We start from the raw sequence: 16,166 nt of genomic DNA, 5'->3' as shown, positions 1-16,166 counted from the left end.
GGGGATTCCAGGATCGACGGGAAGGGCACTAGCATGCCGTTCCCATGAGTTCGCCTCGCTACCAATCACTCGGTCCCCTCCTCGCCGGAGAGGGCTCGCGGGCCTTCCTCGGACTGGCGCTGGAGGATGGCGCCACGCCCCGTCCCGTGGTGCTCATCTGGGCACCGCCGGACATCGCCCAGAACCCGGAGCTGGTGGCGCGGCTGGAGCGCGAGACGAACCGCGCCATCGTCTTCGAGCACCCGAACATCCTGCGCGTCTACGGCCTGGAGAAGCTGGATGGAGGGCTCGCGCGTGTCACCGAGTTCGCCGACGGCGAGCCGCTGCGCCGCGTCCTGGAAGTCCATCCACGCATGTCGCCCGCGTTCGCCGCGCTCGTCGTCGCGGATGCGGCGATGGGCCTGCACTACGCGCACGTCGCGGGCAACGACGACGGTTCGCCGTTCGTGCACGGAGACATCCGGCCCGAGACGCTGATGGTGTCGTTCACCGGCTTCACGAAGGTGACCGGCTACGGCGCGCTGTCCGTGGCGCCCCGTGAGCGCGGCGGCAAGCGCGTGAAGAACCGCCGCGCGTACACGTCCCCGGAGCAACTGCTGGGCGGACGCGAAGCCGTCAACGTGCAGTCGGACGTGTTCCTTCTGGGGCTCACGCTGCACGAGTGCCTCACGGGGAAGATGCCCTTCAAGGAGTCGGCGGATCCGGACAAGGCGGTGCTCAACCGCGCGCTGCCGCCGATGCCGCCCGACGTGCCGCTCAAGCTGGACGCCATCGTGCGCCGGGCGACGAACAAGCGCGCGCTGGAGCGCTACCCTACGGCGCTCGCGTTCCGCGAGGCGGTGGTGGATGCCATCGGCAAGCTGCCGACGCATGAGTCCTTCGCGGAGCACCTGGCGAAGCTCTTCCCTCCGGAGAGCGATGCGCGCGCGGCGCGGCGCAAGACGATTGAGCTGGGCATCGCGGAGGCGCTCGCGAAGGCTGGCATGTCCGCGCCGCAGGTCGCGGAGATCCTGGCGCAGGGTGCGGGGCTCGCGGAGCCCGTGAAGAACCTGGTGCCGGAGGTGAACTCGGCGCCGGAGCCCACGGTGGCGGCGAGCACGGCGGCTTCCAGTGCACAGGCGACGGGTGCGGCGACCGCGACCGTGTCGTCCACGGCTTCGGCTTCCGCGTCACAGGGCACGGCTTCGCAGGCAGGGGCGCAGGGCACTTCGTCGAGCGCGCAGGGCACCGCGACCGCTCAGGGCGCTACGGGTGCTCAGGGCCCTGGTGCCACGCAGGGCATGAACTTGGCTGCACAGGGCGCGGCGGCATCGAAGGGCGCGAGCACTCAGGCGCAGGGTTCGAATGCGGCTCAGGGTGCGACCGCGACCGCCCCGTCCTCGACGTCCTCACAGGGCGCGGCGCCCAGCACGGACACCCGTCCCTCGGGCCCCATCTTCGGTGGTGCGGCGAGCCCCACGGCACAGGTGGCCGCACCGGCGCAGAAGCCCTCTCGTGCGTGGATTCCGTATGTCGTCGGTGGTCTGGCATTGACGCTCGGCGCGGGCGCGGTGGTCATCCAGCGCCAGTTGCAGGGCACCATGACGGTGGAGACCTTCGACGCGGGGATCCCCGCCGTCGTGGCCGCGCCCTTCGACGCGGGTGTCGAGGACGCGGGCGTGGATGCCGGCATCGTGGACGCAGGCCCCGTCATGGGCATGCTGGATCTCACGGTGGAGCCGCGCGTGGAGGTCACGCTCAACAGCACCACCACGCTGCTGGGCCGCACGCCGCTGTCCGTGCCGCTGCCCCCGGGCCGGCACCTGCTCACCTTCACCAACGGCGCGCTCGGCATCTCCGTGTCGCGCACCGTCACGGTGGCCGCCACCGGTCGCTCCGCGTTCCAGTTCTTCCTCAACAAGGCCTTCATCAACGTGCGAGGCCCCGCTGGCGCGAACGTCAGCATCGACGGGAAGCCCGCAGGCACCGTCCCCGTCGAGGAGTTGGACGTGTACGAGGGCTACCACCGCCTGCTCGTCACCGTGGGCCCGTCGCGCTGGCAGAAGACCTTCACCATCGAGCCCGGCCAGCGCGTCAACTTCGACGTGAACTTCGAGGAGCCCCAAGAAGCCGAGGAGTAATCCCCCGCCCCCGCGTCATCCGAAGCCCAGCGCCCTCGACGGGTGCTGGGTTTTCAGCAGTGTAGGAGGCCGGGACGTCGTCCCCGGCCCCCTCAATCACAACCGCATCAGTCCCAGCGGCTGTTCAGCTTCAGCTTCCACTCGCGCAGCTTGCCGTTGCCCACGCCCGACGGGTTGACGACGTGCAGCTTCCACAGCCCGTTGATGGTGCCGTCACGCGGGATGCCGCGCGTCACCGGGATGCGCTTGGGCGGCGTGCCTTCGTTCGGCCCGTCCCACAGGAGCGCCGTCTCACCACCCGGATCCTCCAACGTCAGCACCAGCTTGGACGGGTTGTTGTGCGCCAGGTCCAGCTCCACCGTGATGTCCTCCGGCACCGTCGCCAGCCCCACCACCGGCTGCGTTGACATCTGCGGCGTCGTGTTGCCTTGCAACGTCAGGTCCGAGTACGCCGTGAACTCGCCTTCCATCCACGCGGGCCGGCACCAGCCCTCCGTCGCGCCGGACGCCAGGCCGTGGCACGTCAGCCCCGACTGGCACGGCACGAACAGCGAACAGGACTCGCCGTCCCCCGGGGTCGGCGCGGTGGTGATGCAGCGGCCGTATGGGCTGGAGGCGTCGCCCGGAATGCCATTGCACGAAAGGCCCGACTGACACGTCGTCGCGCCGGTGCAGGGCTCACCTTCGGCCGCCTGCTGCGTCGCCGTCTTGAGGTTCTGCAGCGACGTGCCGTCCATGGCCGGCAGCCGCCCCAGCTTCAGGATGTGGAAGAACGGCCGCGCCGATACGATGGCGTTCGCCGCCGCCGCCGACACGCCGTAGCTCGCCTGCAACGCGCTCGCGCTCTGAGCATTCACCACCGCCAGCGCCCGGCGCGCCTCCGCCACGTTGAACGTCACGCCCTGGAACGTGCCCACCCAACCGTCCACCGGCAGCTCCACGCGGCCCGTGCCCCGCGCGTAGGTCTCCAGCGCCGCGAGCGCCGCCGGACCCACGTTGGGCACCGCGTCCACCTGCTCGATGGAGACGAAGCGCCGGTCATCCCCGGTGTGCAGGACGCCGTCCGGGCCCTCGCGCCAGTCCATCAGGCTCTGCGCGGCCAGGAGGTTCAACGGCACCTGCGTGTCCAACACCGCCAGCGTCGTCGAGTAATCGTTGAGGAACAGCACCACGCCGTTGCCGGCGGGCGTGCCCGTGGCCAGTTCCTGCCCCTGCGACACCAGCGCGGGAGCGGACCCGTCCGACACCGCGGCGGCGCCGCAGCTCAACAGGAGTGGAATCGAGGAAAACGACAGGAAACGTCGGAGTCTGGAGGTCATGGCCTCCATGTACTCCATGAAAGGGGGGCCTGTCGGTGACGTGTCAGGTTCCGCGCTGATACAAACCGATGACGCCGTGCACCTGGTCGGTGACGTGCTGGAGCGTGTCCGCCGCCTCGTGGGTGGCCTCCACCCGGGCCACCGACGCATCCATCATCTCGGTCAGGTCCGTGACGGCGGAGAAGATCTGCGACACGCCCGCCGACTGCTGGCTTACCGACGCTGAAATCTGGCGGACGGCATCCGCGTTGCCCTGCACCAGCCCGGACAACCTGCGCAGCCGGTCCCCTGATTCGCGGATGGTGTCGATGCCCCTCCCCATGCGCTCCCCTCCCTGGCGCGTGAGGTCCACCACCCCCTGGATGCGCGAGCGCGTGTCCTCCAGCACCGTGCGCACCTGCTGCGTGGCCGCCACCGACTGCGACGAGAGGTGGCGGATCTCGCGCGCCACCACCGCGAAGCCCCGGCCCGCATCGCCCACCCGCGCCGCCTCGATGGCCGCGTTGATGGCCAACACGTTGGACTGGTCCGCCAGGTCCTGAACCGTCCGCGTGATGCCGCCAATCTTCTCCGTGTACGCCGCGAGCCCCTGGATGCGCTCGGAGATGTCCCCCACCTGCGCGCGGATCTCCGCCAGGCCCTCCACGCTCCGGCCGATGGCGTCCTCCACCGCCGCGCCCACGTCCCCGGCCTCCTCCGTCGAGCGCAGCACCCGGGCCGCCTGTTCGGAGGCCACGAGCGACGTCTGGCGGATCTGCTCCGCCGTCACCTGCGTCTCGTTCAGCGCCCGGGCCTGACGGGTCAGGTCCTCGCGCTGCTGCTTCGTGGACTCGGACAGCGTCCGCATGGAGTCGCGCAGCGCGTCCGCGGAGCCCACCAGCGGCCGGACGACCCGCTCCTCCACCGCGTGCTGGGACAACTCCAACTGCGCCTCCCGCAACGCCGACGCCCTCAGGTCCCGCTGGCCCTGCACACAGGAGACGATGAGGAAGACATCCTCGAACACCACCCAGGCCGCGTGCTCCATCCACCTCCAGGACTCCTTCGCGTGCGCCCCGAAGATGGACTCCGGCCAGAGCGCACCGCGCAGGAAGTGGTCCGCCGCCACCACGCCGCTGAACGTGATGAGCACCCGCCAATCCCGGTAGATGGCCAGCAGCGCCAGCGAACCGAAGATGTGGAAGTGCGTCTCGATGCGGCCCCCCATCAGGTGGATGAGCAGCCCGGACATCAACGCCTGCCCTACCGCGATGACGTGCCGCGTGGACGCCCGTCCGGAGCGCGTCAGCGCGAGCACCACCGGCAGCCCTCCGAAGAGCAGCCCCATCCCCACCGCCGCCCACACGTGGAAGTGGACCGCGCTCTCCAGCCCGGCCCATGCCCGGGGCGACAGGAGCAGCGCCGCCGCGAGACCCGCCACCCACTGCAAAACCATCAGGACGATGAAGGTCCGGTCGGTGCGCTGGCTCAATGACAGACACTGCGCTTCGAAGAGCTGCCGCGCCCGCACGGCCACGTCGGCGTCGGACAGGTGGATTCTCATCACGGGGTCTCGCCGGACGGACGCTGGGGGGGTTCCAGGGCACAGCCAAAGACAGGCGCCGCGAGGCTCCCCGGCGCTTCGGCATCCACGAGCGCACGGATGGCGAGGTTGCCCGCGCTGTCCCCCTCGTGGCCTCGTGCGGGGGTGATGCCCCCGCTGAAGCGCTCCTCACCCTCCGGTGAGAACAGCACCACCTGACCGGACGTCCGCGCGCCCGCTTCGCGTGCCGCCTGCCCGTCCACGTCCGCCACCACCTCCACGCCGGGCAACGCCTGGGCGCGCGTCCACAGCTCCGAGCGCACGAAGTCCGCGGGCGCTTCGCTCGGAGCCCAGATGAACACGCGCGTGGCGAGCCGACCGCCCGCGTGGGCCGTGAGCTTCTCAAGCTCCGTGAGCGTCGCGCGCGAACAGGCACACTGGGGATGGAGGAAGACGAGCAGCGACCACGCCCCGGGGCCGCGCACGGGCGCGAGCGATTCCGGCAGGCGCGAGGGCGGCGTGGCGGCAGGGCCGGCCGCGCTCGCGTGCGACCACATCAGCCCCGAGCCCAGCGCGGAGGCCAGGAGCCACAGCGCCACGAACCACGGCAGGGCCACACGACGGAGCGCGTGAGGATGTTTCAGACCCTCGTCACGCGATACCCGGGCCGGGGTATCCAGGGGGCCATGGGCGACTACCGGGGTGGCCATGCCCGCTCATGCTGGTGAGTTCCCGTGGCATTGGCAACACGGTTTCAAGCAAGCAAGCCCTGTCGTTGGAACAGGAAGCAACACTCACTTTTGAGAAATTCACGGGCCTTGAGAAAACCGCCCACGCTCTTCCTTGAGAGCCTGGGCCTATGCCTTTGAATTCCTGTTATCACCGTTTCCAGAGCCGGATTTCGGTGCCTGCTCGTCGCACCAGCAAGGGACTCCAGACGCCGTCCACGGGCTCGATGCGGCCGGCAAGCGTCGAGGAGGTGACAACCTTCCAGCCGCGCTCGGCGAGCGCCGCGTGCACCTTCGCGCCAAAGCCCCCTCCGTAGGAGGTGAGCAGGTGGGAGGCGCGCACGCGGTCCAGGAGGTCCGCGCACGCGTCGTCGGACAGGTAGTAGAGGACTTCGGCGAGCAGCACGAGGTCGGCCTCCAGCGCCACGTCCTCCGCGGACGCCTCCACGACGCGCACGCGCGCATGGCCTCCCAGCCGTTCCCGCAGGCGGGCGGCGAAGCGGGGCTCGGACTCCACGGCCTGGACGCTCGCGTGGGGAAAGAGCGACAGCAGGTGTTCGGTCATCATTCCCTCGCAGGCGCCCACGTCCACCACGCGCCGGGGCGGAGGCGACGCGTGGCACAGCGACTCCAGCACCTTCGCGGTGAGCGCGAAGCGTTTCCCTTCGTAGCTGGAGCCGGCGAAGCCCCAGGGGTCCGCGAGCTCTGAGAAGATCTCCGGCTTGGTGAGGGACAGGGCGCGCACCATGTCCGTGGAGCGGACCTCGGTGAAGGCCTCGATGCCGGGGCCGTCTCGCAGCGGATCCGTGCAGGCACCACCCTGGGCCCCGTCGGGGCGTTCCCGGTACAGAGTGTTGAGCAGGCCGAGCTTCCGCTCGAAGGCCGCGTCGTCCAGCACCGTGCACACCGTGGGACGCGCGCCCGTGGAGGGCACCCACAGCCGCTCGAAGACGCGACTGACGAGCACCGCCACCTCGCGGTGCAACGGCGCCTCCTCCTGGGGGCTGTGCGTGAAAACTCTCGGGTTGCCCTGCTCGCGCTGCTCGCGGCACCAGGGGCCAATCTCCGATGGGGACAGGAGCAGGTGCGTGGTGCGTGCGCCCAGGGCCCTGCCCACCGCCTCCAGCTCCCGGCCGGCGCCGCCATCCTCCGTCACCACCGCGAGGTCCGCGCCCCCGGCGACGGTGCTGAACAGTCGGACCACGTCCTCGGGGTGGGCCACCACGATGAGCGTCGCGGCCTTCTGGGTCTCCGCCATGTCAGGCACTCCAGTCGGATCCCGCCGCCTCGCGGACCGGGAATCGGATGAGGGGAAGCAATTGCTCGCGGATGATGGGTTCCCAGCGCATCCGCTCGGCCAGGGCGCGGCCCGTCTCCATCAGCAGACGTGTTTCGTTCCCATCGCGCGGGAGGCGGCACAGCACCGCTTCCGCCACGCGCCGCGCGGTGCGCAGCTCCTGCTCCCGCAGCACGCCAGCGGGCAGGGCCTTCCACGTCTCCACCGAATGCGCGAGCCCCGCCTCCCGGGCGTCCGTCACGGGGTCCGCCACGACGAGGTTCGGGTGCGCGGACTCCGACAGCCCCAGGGCCTCGCACTGCTCGCGCAGGGTGCGCCGGGCGCCGCTGGCCCCGGAGATGACGCAGACGGCGCCACAGCCCAGCGCCTCCAGTTGCGCCAGCCCGTATGACTCGTACAGGGATTGGCCCAACGACACATCCGTGGCGCGGTGCAGGTCGTCCCGCGTGAAGTCCAGTCCCTCGGGCCAGGTGGGTTGGTTCACCAGCGCGATGTGCACACCCGTGGCCTTCGCGTTGAAGGCCTCCACCCGCGCCTTCACGTGGCGCAGGTTGTCGGACGGCTCCGCCTCGTTCCACTCGGTCACCATCACGAGCAGCGCGGGCCGTCGCTCCGCCGGCAGCACTTGCGCCAGGTGCTCGCAGACGTCCACGTCGCGCCAGAGCCCCTTGCAGACCTCGTCCCGGGAGATGTGCGTGAGCAGCAGGCGGAAGTCCTGGCCCCACTGCTTGCGTGCATGGCGCAGCACCCGGACGCGCGCGGCCTCCTTCGCGGCCCCTTTCGTTTCAATCGCCCGGTGCCCGTGTGGCACCACCGTCACGGGCTGGAGCGAATAGCGCGCATCGAGGAAGCGCAGCTCGTCCGCGACGGAGGCACTCACCGCGCCCACGCGTTCGCACAGATGGCCGTTGCGGAGGATCTGGAAGTTGGGCCAGGTGCCCACCGGATACACCTGGTCCAACGTCCGGCCCTGCTCCAGCCCCTGGCGCTGCACGTTGTAGAAGCGCGCATCGGACGCACCCTGCCCCGCCTCGCCGTACTCCACGAGCACCCGGGGCGTGCGCACCTCGCCCGCGTAGTAGACGGTGCGGCACCAGGCCTGTCCGTCGAGCAGCGCCTTGTACGCGAGCGGCAGCGACAGGTGCTCCTGCGCGAGGATGACAGCCCCCGCGCCGTCCGGGGAGCGCAGCCGCTCCAGTGCGTCGAAGACAGGCTCCGCGAGCGTGATGGCCAGCATCGCGTCGTGGTCCAGGGGCGGCGCATCCATGAGCCCGTGGTGCACCGCGCTCCGGAACAAGCGGTTGAGCCACGGCGCCGCGCCCAGCCTCGTGCCGAACACGCCGCGCCACACGCGCGAGAGCGCGCGCCATGGCGCCGGACGTCCGCCACGACAGTCGAACGGCAGGTCCACCCCGAGCAGCGTGTGCAGCCGCTGGAGGAACAGCGGCAGCGTGCCCAGCCGCACCCGGTAGCCCCGGAGCACATCGGTGAGGTCCACCAACAACACCTCCACCGGCCCGCCCGGCGCGTCGCGCCTGCCGTAGACGAACGACACGTCGTGCCGCGCCTCCACCGGCTGGAAGACCCGCGTCCACGCTTCCGGGTTGTGGCGGCGCAGGCCGCTGTAGAGCACCTCGCCGTGGGCCTCCAGGTCGCGAGCGAGCGATTCCTCCGGCGCATAGCTGCCCAGGCCGCACGGGCGCACCGTGGGGCTCACCAGCAGCGTGCGGGCGAAGGCTTCCCGGTATCCGGGCGCCGCCAGCAGGTGCTCCAGCACCACGCCCATTCCGCCCAGCGTGCGCGTGGCTTCGTAGGAGAGGTGCACCAGCAGCTCGCCGTTCATGGAGGGTTCCCCCACGCTCACGGGCCCACCGTCCAGACGCGCTCGCACAGCTTGCGGCCCGTGCCCAGCCGCCTCGCGTGCGCCTCCACCGCGGGCAGCGTCGCGGCTTCGAGCTGGCTTGCGTAGAAGGACAGGCCGCGCAGCTTCGCGGGCCACAGCGCCGTCAGGTCCAGACACCGGGGCGAAAGCCCCAGCGCCCACGCGTAGTCGACGATTTCATCATCCGGGTGGTGCGCGGAGTACGGCAGGTCCTCGTAGTAGACGATCCGCCCCCGGTCCCCCCGCAGGGCCCGCACCGCGTCGCGTACCAGCAGGTGGTCCACGTGGCTGCAGATGCCCAGCGGCACGTAGCAGACGGCGTCGTCGGAGACATGGGCCAGCACGTCGCCCAGCGCCTCCCGGACGCGCAGGGACAGCGCCGCCGTGGCCTCCTCCGACTCCGCCCGGCCTCCCGGGGGCGAGCGCAGGCTGGTGTCCCGGAAGCCCAGGTGCACCAGGTCCGCGCCATGCGCCCGCGCGAACCTCCGGTCCTCGCCCATCCGCAGGGAGGTCACCGCCAGCGCCCGCGTCGGATCCACCGGGAGCACGAACTCCCAGCAGCTCTGCGAGAAGACGGTGACGAGCGTGGGGACGATGCCCCGGGGCACGCCCAGCAGGCTCGCGTACGCCCCCAGCGCCACGTCGTCCGGATGCGGCGAGAAGAACACGTGCTCCGGGCCCCCTTCTTCGCGCTGCGCGTGCTCAGCCACGGGCACCTCCGAGGCGCGTCGGCGCGGGCCAGTCTTCCAGCGGCAGGTCGTGCAGATTCCCCTCGGGCGTCACGAAGCCGAGCACGACGACGCGCTCGCCGTCGTTGACCACCGTGTGACGGAACGCGCGCACCGGCGCCTCCAGCTCCCGCGTCAGCCCTTCGGAGAACCTGCCGGAGGTGACGAGCCAGTGCCCGGCGTCGTTGGGCATCAGGCGGGGCACGTCCCCGTCCAGCCACACGAGCCCCGGCCTCGACTCCCCCAGGTTGAAGGTGAAGAAGCTCTTGTCCGCGTGCGGCTCCGACGCGTGCGCCATCACCTCCCGCCGCCTCCGGGCGACGCTGGGCGCGTGGTACTTCACGAACCGCACCGCCCCTTCCGTGCGTCGGCGGAACAGGCGCGTGAGCCCTCCGGCGCGCAGGCCGTAGCCCAGCTCCAGCGCCTCCAGCAGCACGCTGCCCACCGCGTGACAGGCGAGGTACGCGTCCTCCGACGCCCCCAGCAGCTCCCGCACCGGCTCCGGCACGACGCGCCGGCGGAAGCTGCTCCACGTCACGGGCTTGGCCATGAAGGCCTCGATGGCCTGCCGCACCACCGTGGACTCCGGGTACCACGTGGAGTTGTAGCCCGTCTGGAACACCGTCTCCGCTGGCATCAGCGCGTGGAGGTACGGGTGCGCCAGGAGCGCGTGCTGGTACGTGGCCTCGTAGTGTTCGAACTGGCCGTCCAGATCGTGACGCGACAGCAGCGACTCGGGTCGCTCCAGGTAGAAGAAGCCGCGCTCGGACAGGTGCTCCACCAGCGTCCGGCAAAAGGCGTCCCGGCGCCGGGCAGAGCCCGACAGGAAGTCCTCCAGCCGCAGCGGCTGGATGTCCGTGAAGCGGGGTGTCTGGCTCCGGATGAGACCATCGCGCCCGGGGGCGAACAGCCTTCGGTGGGGGGAAGACGACGAAGTCCGGGGCGCGGTGTCGGGCAGTGGAGGTCGGGTCGTCATGGGCCGGGTTCGGGCTGGAATGCGTCGCAGATTACGGGCGCCGTCTGACATGCCTGGATCAGGATGGACCCCCTCCTGGCTCCAATTCCTCTCAATTCCTGTCACCTCCCAGGTCACCCCGCACGCACGCGCCGTCATGCGTGCCGGCACGCGGTGGGCGGCGGTTCGTCCACCGGGGGACATCCGCGTTTCCCACCCGGAAGACGACCTGGGCCGGTGGGTCGGGAAGACGCCTCCCCGGTTTGCGCTGTGCGGGCGGGAACAGCGGCCGCGACGTGGGGGCCGGTGCCTTGACGGAGGCCCCCGCGCTCGCGCTCCAATCCCTGACATGCCCCCGCACACGTCACGTCTGTTCATCGCGTTCCTGATGGCCGGGACCTGCTCCTGTGCGCGCCTCCCCAGCTACCCCCTGGTCCACGCCCAGGCCCTGCCGCTGCCGCTGTTGCGAATGGAGGTGGTGCTCCCGTCCGCGCCCCTGACCCGCGCGGTGCGGGTGGAGCGTGCGCGAGCGACGGGGCTGAAGTTCGACGTGATGCCGGAGAGCGCCCGCGTGTTCGTGGACGGCCGGGCGGTGGGGTTCGCCCGGCAGTTGGAATCGCTCGTCACCCTGGCGCCGGGCGTCCATCAGGTGAGCGTCCAGGCGGAGGGACATTCCACCTGGCGGGCCGAGGTGATGGTGGGCGACCGGCCGGAGCCCATCCAGGTGACGTTGAGCGCATCACCGTGAGGGATCGCCGGACGGGACGGGGCGCAGCGCCATTCGCAGGAAGGGGGAGCGGAGTGAAGCTGCCAGTCAGGAAGGGCCGGCTGTTCCGGCTGCCGTTCGCGGATGCACCGGAGTCGCGTGCGCGGCTGTGGAAGAGCATGTCGGAGCACGGCCTGTTCGTGCCCGCGGATGCGCCGCAGCCCCTGGGGACGGAGTTCCCGCTCCAGGTCGCCTTCCAGGGCGCGGGGCCGGTCGTCTCCGGTCGCGTGCGCGTGATGGAGCACGGGGTGTCCGGCTGGGTGCGCGGCTACTTCGTCAAGTTCGTCGCGTTGGACGAAGGAAGCCTTCCGCTGCCGGTGAGCCCTCGCGACGAAAGCCCGCCCCCCGTGCCGGTGGTGGCTCCCGTCGACGCGCCCGAGGCCTCCCCGTCGGGGAGCGCGGATTCCTGGCGGGAGGAGCCGACGCCGGTGGGCATCCGGCCCCGCTCGACGGTGGAGGGGGCCCCGGCGCTGCATGACTATTCGAACGTGGAGCTGCTGCACGCACGCGACCCGGAGGCGTGGCAGGGCGGGCTGCGGCCCTTCGACACGTTCGGTCCGTACCAGCTCCTCAAGCGCCTGGGGGCGGGCGGGATGGCGGAGGTCCTGCTCGCCCGGCGCACCATGGCCGAGGGCGTGGACAAGCTGGTGGCGCTCAAGCTGGTGTTCCAGGAGTACGCGCGACACCCGCGCCTGTCGGAGCTGTTCCTCACCGAGGCGCGCCTGAGCGCGACGCTCCAGCACCCCAACGTCATCCAGGTGTTCGACGTGGGCTCCGCCGCCGGCCGGCCCTTCATGGCGATGGAGTACGTGCACGGGTGCAATGGCGCGGACCTGATGGAGCGGCTGCGGGAGCGCGGGCGGCCTCCTCCGGTGGCGCTCGCGGTGACGCTCGCCATCGAGCTGGGCAAGGCGTTGGAGTACCTGCACGACCAGCGCGACCTGGATGGCCGCCCGCTGCACCTGGTCCACCGCGACGTGAGCCCGGGCAACCTCCTCATCGGGCTGCACGGCGAGGTGAAGCTGGTGGACATGGGCGTCGCGTCGGCCAGCATCGCCAGCGGCAACGACCTGCTGGTGGTGGGCAAGCGCGCGTACATGGCGCCGGAGCAGGCCGCGGGAGGACGCCCGGAGCCCGGCTGGGACATCCACGGCATGGGGCTGGTGCTCCATGAGCTGCTCACGCTGAAGCGCGCCTTCGGGGAGGTCGCGGAGGCGGAGCACGCCGGGCGCCTGCGTCCGTCGCGCTTCAATGCCCAGGTGACGCCGGAGCTGGAGCGTCTGGTGCAATGGGCCACCGCACCGGATCCCAAGGACCGGGCCCCCAGTGCCCAGGCCTTGCGACAGGCGCTGGAGCGCGTGCGCGGCACCCTGCCCCCCTTCGATGTGGTGCAGGCGATGCGCGAGCTGTTCGGGGAGTCGTTGGATCGGGTGCAGCGCGAGACGGAGGCGCTCATCGGCGTGGCTCGCGGCAGGGACCGGCCCCGGGGCTCCCGGCGGTGGCTGGGCTTCGTGGAGCGGCGGATCCCGGGAGCGTTGCAGTTGATGGCGTCGCGTCACCAGCAGGGGCTGCGGTGGGGCGCGATGGCGCTCACGGTCCTGGGCGCCTCGGGTGCGGCGCTCCTGTGGCCCCTGCATGCGCGGGAAGCGGCGCTGGGGGAACATCTGGTGAGGGCGGACCGGCTCATCGCGGTGGCGAAGTTGTCGGGTGCGGGAGAGGACACCGCGCTGGCGCAGCTCCAGGCGGCGCGGGCGCTGGGTCCGGAGGATCCGCGCGTGCTGGCACGGCTGGAGGCCCTGGCGGATGGCTTCGAGCTGCTGGCGACGGAGGCCGTGCAACGGGGCGACGTGGCGGAGGCGGTGGCGCATCTGCGCGCCGCGCTCGAAGCGGCGCCGGGGCGGAATGTCCCCCGGATGAAGCTCCAGTCCCTGGAGGACGAAGCACGCCGCGCTTCCACCGGATGGAGGAAGCCATGAGCACCCGTTCGCGTTCTTCGTTCGTTCTCCTGCTTCTGTCGCTGGCGGGCTGTTCGCGCACCTCGGGGGATGCCGGCGCCGTGGAAGCCGTGTCGCGGGAGCTGGAGGCCATCGTGGCTACGTGCGCGATGGCCCAGGGGCCCGTGGACACGATGCGCACCGCGCGCTCGTTCTGGGAGCCGTTCGAAGCAGGCGCCACCTTCCGCGCGGGTGACTGGGTGCGCACCGGGGTCGCGGCCTCCGCGCGCATCGAGCTGCGCGGTGGCGGTCGCTTCGAACTGGAAGAGCGCACCGCGGTGCTGGTGGAACGGCCCGCGCCGGTGGACGGAGGCGGCGCGGGCGGCGCGGTGGTCGCGCTGGAGTCGGGAACCGCTCGGGGCGTGCTCCCCGTGGATGCGCTGCGGGATGGCCCGCTCGTCCTGCGGGGAGATGACGGACGTCAGGTGGAGCTCACGGTGGACGCGCACGAGGGACCCGCGGAGTTCCGCGTCACCCGCACCGCGAACGGCATGCAGCTCAGCGTGTCCCGGGGACGGCTCATGCTTTCGGAAGGGCCCCACCGCCGCACGCTCGGCGCGGGAAGCTGGCTGGAGGTGGCTCGGGGCCTGGAGGACGCCGAACACGACGGGCCCCCCTTCCCCGCGAGCCTGTCGCCCGGAGTGGACGCCCGCATCGAGTGGAGCCAGGACCTGGGCATCCCCCTCGCCTGGAAGGCATTGGACGGAGCGCGGCGCTACCAGGTGCAGGTGGCGCGAGACCTGGGCTTCACCCAGCGCGTGGTGGACACGCAGGTGGACGGCCTGGGGTTCACGTTCAGTCCCCCCGAGCCCGGGATGTTCGTCTGGCGCGTGTCCGCGCTGGATGGCCAGGGTCTACCGGGCGAGTCCGGCTTCGCCCGCCGCATCTTCGTGGACCGCAAGCTCAAGCGCGCGCTGCTCATCGCGCCCCGGGATGACTACCAGGCCCCGGATGACGCGGCGGCGCAGGACATCGTCTTCGCGTGGCAGTCCGTCGGTGGCGAGCCCCGCTACCGGCTCGTCGTGGCGAGGGAGCGGAGCCTGCGCCACCCGGTGCTCGTGGTCGAAGGCAGCACGCAACAGGTGGTGCTGCCCGGCCTGGCTCCGGGCGAGTACTTCTGGGGCGTGTACGTGGCCGAGGATCCGCCCGCGCCCCTGTTCCAGAAGGCCCGGCGGCTCGTGGTGCCGGCGACATCCGTGCCCCGAGGGAAGGACTTGAGCAACCCGGCGGACCTGTGACGGACGGCGGGGAGGCTCAGGCGCTCTTGCGCTTGCGCATCATCGCCTCGTACGAGCGGCCCACGCTCTGGGAGAGGATGAGCAGTTCGCCCACGTCCGGCGGGGTGAGCTGATCCGGTCCGTTGTCCACGTAGAGCAGGTGGACCACCTTGCCGCGCACCAGCAGCGGGAGGATGACCGCCGTCGTGGGGAAGCCGCCGCCCAGCAGCCGGTAGAACATCCCCATCGCCGCGTCCCGCTTCACCGGGCCCACGTAGTGCGAGCGCGTGTCGCGCACGAGCCGGAAGGTGCTCTGGTCTCGCAAAGGCACACCGATGCGGCGCACCGCTTCGTCGCGCACGCCCTGCCCCATGCCGTGCCAGCCCGTGACGAGGTTGCCCTGCACCGACAGCAGCAGGGACCGGCGCCACTTGCCCAGCGCGAACCGGAGCACCGTGCGGGCCACGTCCTCGCGGTCCGAGCTGCGCGCCAGCTCCGCCTGGGCCTCCGGGAACGTCATCGGCTTCGGAGGCGGCGTGGGCGCGCGGACCTGCGGCGCGACGGGCCGCGCGGACGGCGCTTCCGGCCTCGCGGCCTGCTCCGCCTGCACCGGCAGGTCGTCGAAGGTCTGCAGCTCCGCGAAGCCCGGCAGCGCTCCCGCGTCCGACGCAGGCACCCCTCCCGTGCGCGCGGAGAAACCGGGAGCACCCGCGGGCGGCGGGCCCGTGACGACACCCGGAGGCGGCATGGGCATCCCCGGGCTCGCCGCCGTGGGCCGGGCCTGCGCGGCCACCTGCGCGGGCGCGCCGGGAACGGGGACCTGCGGCGCCACGTGCGCGGGGATGTTCACGCGCGGCTGCACGCCGGGGGGCACCGGACGCTGGGCCGAGGGGGGCGGCGCGGAAGGGGGCGACGCCGGAACGGACGCAGGCATCGCGGGACGGGCCTGCGGGGGCGGCGCCTGGGGCGGCCGGGCCACCGGCGCGAGGGGCACGGGCGTCTCCACCACCTCCACGCCGGTGATGATCTCCCCCTCCAGCACGGCCTCGTCGTCGGCGTCCGCGCCTCCGAGCGCCTGTGCATAGACGGACTGGAACTCCTCCTCGCTCATCAGGTCCGGAGGCCGCTCCTGCGCCTTCGCCAGCTCCGCCGCCGCGCCCTTCGCCGGCCGGGGACGGACCGCGTTCATGTCGATGGCGCGCAACTGCCGGAACGCCTTCGCGTGCCGGCGCAGCAGTTGGTTCATCCGGAACTCGGGGATGACCACCGGCACCACGCGCTTGCCCGTCTTGAACGCGATGGCGTCCAACGTCGGGAAGTCGTGCGGGTTCACCACCGCGACGCTCAACCGCGTCGCGTCCGAGCGCATCGGAAGGTATTCCTTGTCGTCCGCCTCGTTCGGGTTCACGAGCGCCACGGCCTTCGGGTCGGGCGCCATCTCCCCGGACGCGTAGGCACAGTTGTGGAGCTTGCCCAGCGCCTTGGCCAGGTCCGGTTCGGAGAGCAAGCCCAGCTCCACCAGGTTCGTCCCCAACCGACCGCCGTGCACGACCTGCGACTCCAGCGCCTCTTCGAGCGCCGCCGCCGACACCAGGCCGTCCTTCACGAGCAGTTCACCCAGGCGCATGGGGCCGCTTG

General features: G+C 71.5%; 12 protein-coding genes. 4 read left to right on the top strand and 8 right to left on the bottom strand.

The features are described from left to right. Positions 1 to 44 precede the first annotated feature (44 nt). Positions 45 to 2,120, top strand: a complete 2,076-nt coding sequence (locus tag OV208_RS12785) for a protein kinase domain-containing protein (RefSeq protein WP_267574110.1) — start codon at positions 45 to 47, stop codon at positions 2,118 to 2,120. A 107-nt stretch (positions 2,121 to 2,227) separates the two neighbouring features. Here the strand turns inward: OV208_RS12785 and OV208_RS12780 are convergent, their stop codons facing one another. From OV208_RS12780 to OV208_RS12750, 7 genes are all read right to left on the bottom strand, one after another. Continuing rightward, positions 2,228 to 3,439: a proprotein convertase P-domain-containing protein gene (locus OV208_RS12780; protein WP_267574109.1), complete on the bottom strand. Its 1,212-nt coding sequence runs from the start codon at positions 3,437 to 3,439 to the stop codon at positions 2,228 to 2,230. A 43-nt stretch (positions 3,440 to 3,482) separates the two neighbouring features. Further along, on the bottom strand, positions 3,483 to 4,982 hold the full coding sequence (locus tag OV208_RS12775) for a methyl-accepting chemotaxis protein (RefSeq protein WP_267574108.1): 1,500 nt from the start codon (positions 4,980 to 4,982) through the stop codon (positions 3,483 to 3,485). Then, positions 4,982 to 5,671 carry a RedB protein gene (locus OV208_RS12770; RefSeq protein WP_267574107.1) on the bottom strand — a complete coding sequence of 230 codons (690 nt, stop codon included), beginning with the start codon at positions 5,669 to 5,671 and terminating at the stop codon, positions 4,982 to 4,984. Before OV208_RS12770 ends, OV208_RS12775 begins: the two co-directional genes overlap by 1 nt. 169 nt (positions 5,672 to 5,840) lie before the next feature. Continuing rightward, a complete protein-coding gene (locus OV208_RS12765; RefSeq protein ID WP_267574106.1) occupies positions 5,841 to 6,947 on the bottom strand; it encodes a class I SAM-dependent methyltransferase in 1,107 nt (368 codons plus the stop codon). Position 6,948: 1 nt separating this feature from the next. Next, on the bottom strand, positions 6,949 to 8,829 hold the full coding sequence (locus tag OV208_RS12760) for a hypothetical protein (protein WP_267574105.1): 1,881 nt from the start codon (positions 8,827 to 8,829) through the stop codon (positions 6,949 to 6,951). 17 nt (positions 8,830 to 8,846) lie between these two features. Beyond that, a complete protein-coding gene (locus tag OV208_RS12755) occupies positions 8,847 to 9,578 on the bottom strand; it encodes a PIG-L deacetylase family protein (protein WP_267574104.1) in 732 nt (243 codons plus the stop codon). Further along, positions 9,571 to 10,572, bottom strand: a complete 1,002-nt coding sequence (locus OV208_RS12750; protein ID WP_267574103.1) for a hypothetical protein — start codon at positions 10,570 to 10,572, stop codon at positions 9,571 to 9,573. The genes OV208_RS12755 and OV208_RS12750 overlap by 8 nt, the downstream gene beginning before the upstream one ends. Positions 10,573 to 10,900: 328 nt before the next feature. Here OV208_RS12750 and OV208_RS12745 point away from each other — a divergent pair, with 328 nt between their 5' ends. Genes OV208_RS12745 through OV208_RS12735 form a run of 3 tightly spaced genes read left to right on the top strand, consistent with a single transcriptional unit; the run spans position 10,901 to position 14,549 of the window. Continuing rightward, complete coding sequence (locus OV208_RS12745) at positions 10,901 to 11,299, top strand: PEGA domain-containing protein (protein ID WP_267574102.1); 399 nt, start codon at positions 10,901 to 10,903, stop codon at positions 11,297 to 11,299. Positions 11,300 to 11,352: 53 nt separating this feature from the next. Further along, the gene (locus OV208_RS12740; RefSeq protein WP_267574101.1) at positions 11,353 to 13,293 is read left to right on the top strand and encodes a protein kinase domain-containing protein; all 1,941 of its coding nucleotides are present in this window, start codon (positions 11,353 to 11,355) and stop codon (positions 13,291 to 13,293) included. Beyond that, positions 13,290 to 14,549 carry a hypothetical protein gene (locus OV208_RS12735; protein WP_267574100.1) on the top strand — a complete coding sequence of 420 codons (1,260 nt, stop codon included), beginning with the start codon at positions 13,290 to 13,292 and terminating at the stop codon, positions 14,547 to 14,549. The genes OV208_RS12740 and OV208_RS12735 overlap by 4 nt, the downstream gene beginning before the upstream one ends. A 16-nt stretch (positions 14,550 to 14,565) precedes the next feature. Here the strand turns inward: OV208_RS12735 and OV208_RS12730 are convergent, their stop codons facing one another. After that, positions 14,566 to 16,155 carry a general secretion pathway protein GspE gene (locus tag OV208_RS12730; RefSeq protein WP_267574285.1) on the bottom strand — a complete coding sequence of 530 codons (1,590 nt, stop codon included), beginning with the start codon at positions 16,153 to 16,155 and terminating at the stop codon, positions 14,566 to 14,568. Positions 16,156 to 16,166 lie beyond the last annotated feature (11 nt).

The organism is Corallococcus sp. bb12-1 (assembly GCF_026626765.1).
GTDB classification, from domain to species: Bacteria; Myxococcota; Myxococcia; order Myxococcales; family Myxococcaceae; genus Corallococcus; species Corallococcus terminator.
This window is presented reverse-complemented; position numbering and strand designations above follow the sequence as displayed.

Bases quoted from the DNA above. Each gene is read 5' to 3' on its own strand.
- OV208_RS12785 (WP_267574110.1), top strand. From the start codon at position 45: ATGAGTTCGCCTCGCTACCAATCACTCGGTCCCCTCCTCGCCGGAGAG.
- OV208_RS12780 (WP_267574109.1), bottom strand. From the start codon at position 3,439: ATGACCTCCAGACTCCGACGTTTCCTGTCGTTTTCCTCGATTCCACTC.
- OV208_RS12775 (WP_267574108.1), bottom strand. From the start codon at position 4,982: ATGAGAATCCACCTGTCCGACGCCGACGTGGCCGTGCGGGCGCGGCAG.
- OV208_RS12770 (WP_267574107.1), bottom strand. From the start codon at position 5,671: ATGGCCACCCCGGTAGTCGCCCATGGCCCCCTGGATACCCCGGCCCGG.
- OV208_RS12765 (WP_267574106.1), bottom strand. From the start codon at position 6,947: ATGGCGGAGACCCAGAAGGCCGCGACGCTCATCGTGGTGGCCCACCCC.
- OV208_RS12760 (WP_267574105.1), bottom strand. From the start codon at position 8,829: ATGAACGGCGAGCTGCTGGTGCACCTCTCCTACGAAGCCACGCGCACG.
- OV208_RS12750 (WP_267574103.1), bottom strand. From the start codon at position 10,572: ATGACGACCCGACCTCCACTGCCCGACACCGCGCCCCGGACTTCGTCG.
- OV208_RS12745 (WP_267574102.1), top strand. From the start codon at position 10,901: ATGCCCCCGCACACGTCACGTCTGTTCATCGCGTTCCTGATGGCCGGG.
- OV208_RS12735 (WP_267574100.1), top strand. From the start codon at position 13,290: ATGAGCACCCGTTCGCGTTCTTCGTTCGTTCTCCTGCTTCTGTCGCTG.
- OV208_RS12730 (WP_267574285.1), bottom strand. From the start codon at position 16,155: ATGCGCCTGGGTGAACTGCTCGTGAAGGACGGCCTGGTGTCGGCGGCG.